Here is a 3,380-nt window from a genome sequence, read left to right on the forward strand (position 1 = left end):
GCTGCTCAGAAAGTAACGCGTCTATTTCTGTCGGATTCAGCTCGTAATAACTCCAAGTGCCTTTGGTCTCTTTTGTAATTAAGCCTGCATCTAGCAATATTTTGAGATGGTATGAAAGTTTGGATTGTGGCATTTCCACAATATCCGTTAAATCACATACACATGTATTCCCTCGTTGGCATAGTTCGTGTAGAATTTGCAGCCTTTTTACATCTGCCAACGCTTTGAATTTCTGCTCGTATGCTTCAAATGAAACATTAGCAGTTGAAAGATGCTCATTTACGGGTAATTCGTTCTTCAAGGTAATCACCCCATTTATGGAATTAATATAATTTCTTTTAATTAGCTATTGAGATAAAGTTACTATGTTATTCCTTTATGGTCAATTGATAAATCAAATTAAATTGATGAATTTGGAAAAAGCAAGCTGAGCCCATGAGTTCTCACCCACAGAATCAGCTTGCTTTCTCCTCTTATTGAGCAAATTCAAGGCGCAACCGTTCTTCAAAATATTCATCCATATAGGATTTTATGAACTGATTACGCACTTCAATATTTTCTTCTTTCTTGAACAAGCCAATCTTTCGAATCCGTTCATGTTCCGGCTTTTGACTCCAATGCTCGTAGGCCTCCCTCTCGAGTGCCAAGTTAATTCTGCGAATTGTGAGATACTCGTTAGTTCTCTCGATGCGCTCTTTATCGAGATCTGGCGCAGGTGGAATGAGCTTTTGAATTTCCTCATTCTGACGCTTAAGTTCTTCATAATGCTGCTGTTCGAGCTTCTTCTGTTTTTCATGAAGCACCTTCACTTCATTTACAATCTCTCGCTGCTGACGCTTCTCTTCCTCGATGTCCCGAGGTGCTGGAAGCATGGTTCTTAGCTCTTGATTTTGACTTAGCAGCTGTTTATTCTGGTTTGCCAGATCAGCTACAAGGCCGCTTAGTTGAGAAACGCCCTCGATGAGCGGTTTCATCGCGGTATTGATGCTTTCTTCCAGCAATCCTGCAAAACCCTCCTCAAACTTCTGTTTGAAAACGTCTGAAGAACGCTCGGTTACCGCTGGGGGGCCTGCTAGGGGAGCAACTGGCGCCACAGGAACGGGTAGCGTTCTTGGGACGCTCTTGCGAACATGGTTCATTGTTGAACTTGCCGCAGTCTTCATGCTTTGACCAGCATCTAGTCGTTGTTTCAGGATTTCAAAGATATCGATATCATGTTGCGTAAAAATCCGATTGCCATTATCTTCTTTACGAAATTTGTACCCTCTCGCCTCAAGTGCCATTGCGTATTTGCGTAAGCTTGAATCGCTTACCCGGAGATGCTCATGCACCTGTTTTGGACTGTATACCAACTCTAAATCTAAATTTACCATATCGCCATCTCCTCACTATCTCCAAGGGTATAAATGCTAATAATAGTATTCTAGTTTCATATAAATGCATTTACAGTCGAAATAGGAGTGTCGAAATCTGTATACCTTCGCGAATACGAATTTATGAATTATTTCCCAAGAAATAGTGTTTTTGGCTGCCCGTTTTTCATGCACGCTTCTCCTTGGCATCGGCTGAAATAGATGGAGAAACTGCCGTTATTCTGTGCTGCTTAGTCGCAGGGAATGAATTAGCGGTAGAAAATCCATCTATATTCTTCGTGACTGGATGAAATCGGCAAGATTTGATGAATTTAGCGGCAGAAATTCCCGTTAAATGGGAAAAATCAAGTAAATCGCCGGAAATAACTGGAGGAATCGGCGTTAATAACAAGTAATAATTYYACTCTGTTTCCCCGTTCCAATGAGAGGCTCCATTACGCGGCTTCGGGTGAAATAAATGGAAAAACTGCCGTTATTCTGTGCTGCTATGTGGCCGGGAATGAATTAACGGTAGAAACTCCATCTATATTCCTCGTAACTGGATGAAATCGGCAAGATTTGATGAATTTAGCGGCAGAAATTCCCGTTAAATGGGAAAAACCGAGTGAATCGCCAGAAATAACTGGAGGAATCGGCGTTAATTACAAGTAATAATTTCACTCTGTTGCCCAGTTCAAATGGGGGGCTCCATAAAAGCTCGACACAAACAAGCAGATGCCTTCTTGGCACCTGCTTGTTTGTTTGTTTGTTTGTTTGTTTGCTTGTTTGCTTGTTTGCTCGCTTACCTGCTCGCCCGCTTGCTAGCCTATTAGCTTGCTTACTTGCTTACTTGCTTACTTGCTCATTTGTCTGCTCTTTTACTCTTTTACTCTTTTACTCTTTTACTCTTTTACTCTTTTCCTCTTGTCCTCTTGTACTCTTATCCTCTATTAATCTTTTAATCTTTTACTCGCTCGCCCGCCCAAGCTCTTACTTCCCTACTCTTTCACTCGCTCGCCTGCCCAAGCACTTACTCCCCTGCTCGTTCAATCACTCGCCTGCCTACTTACCCGCCTACTTCATGCTCGTTTAGACTCGCGCCCCAATCTCGCGAGGCTGCCGGCGCTTCATATTGGCTATCATGACACCAGCCAGGATCAGTATGCCCCCGCCTATTTGAGCCGCTCGAATCGGATCGCCTAGCAAGAAGAAGCTTACGATAATCGCGATGAATGGCGGGATATTCATAAACATGGCGCTGGTGGACGGTCCGACAACAGCAATGCCTTGATTCCACCAAAAACCAGCCAAGCCTTGCCCAATGACGGCTACACTGATCAACAATAGCCAAGTCAGCACATGGTGGCTCCCATGAAGATTACCTTGAAGCGCTTCAACTGCGACGGCAGGTGACATTAGAATCGTGCCAATGACCGTTGCATATATCGTCACCTCATAGGAAGTCATCCCATTAGTTAGTCTGCGAATGAACAAAAGGCTGATCGACATGCCCAACATTGCGAACAGCAGATACACATCGCCTTTAGAAATCCCGAGCGTCTTTCCACCATACAGGACAATACATACAACACCAACTAAAGCTACGACAGATCCAGTAAGCTTCAGCAACGTCACTTCTTCTTTCAGAAACAGGCGCGACAACATCAGCGTAGCAATGGGTGAAAGCGCAATAATGAGCGCTGCGTTACCAGCTGTTGAATGCTGCAGTCCAGTGAAATAAAACAACTGGTTGAATAAAGTCCCAAAAATCCCGGCAAACAATAGAAGTCCCCACTCTCGCGAGGTTGGACGTCTGATTGATTTGTTAATTATTGCTACAGAAATTAAGAATAGTGACATGACAACGAGTCGTGCGAATGATAAAAAAATGGGTGAGAAATCTCGCAGCAAATAGGCGCTGGCAACATAATTGAAGCCCCATAGCAGCGATACTCCCCAAAGCTTCCATAAAACATTACGTTCTGGCATCTCTCTGAAATCTCCTTAAACTCTAAATCATATTTGATT

The 3,380-nt window shown here is 43.3% G+C and carries 3 protein-coding genes; all 3 read right to left on the bottom strand.

All coding sequences use genetic code 11. The features are described 5' to 3' along the window. A partial coding sequence (locus AC1DUA_RS30045; RefSeq protein ID WP_477503231.1) for an ArsR/SmtB family transcription factor occupies window positions 1-301 on the bottom strand: 301 nt, incomplete at its 3' end. 172 nt (window positions 302-473) lie between these two features. Beyond that, the gene (locus AC1DUA_RS30050) at window positions 474-1,373 is read right to left on the bottom strand and encodes a hypothetical protein (RefSeq protein WP_477503232.1); all 900 of its coding nucleotides are present in this window, start codon (window positions 1,371-1,373) and stop codon (window positions 474-476) included. Window positions 1,374-2,441: 1,068 nt separating this feature from the next. Beyond that, the gene (locus AC1DUA_RS30055) at window positions 2,442-3,341 is read right to left on the bottom strand and encodes a DMT family transporter (protein ID WP_477503233.1); all 900 of its coding nucleotides are present in this window, start codon (window positions 3,339-3,341) and stop codon (window positions 2,442-2,444) included. Window positions 3,342-3,380 lie beyond the last annotated feature (39 nt).

Source organism: Paenibacillus sp. 01T422, assembly GCF_056398785.1.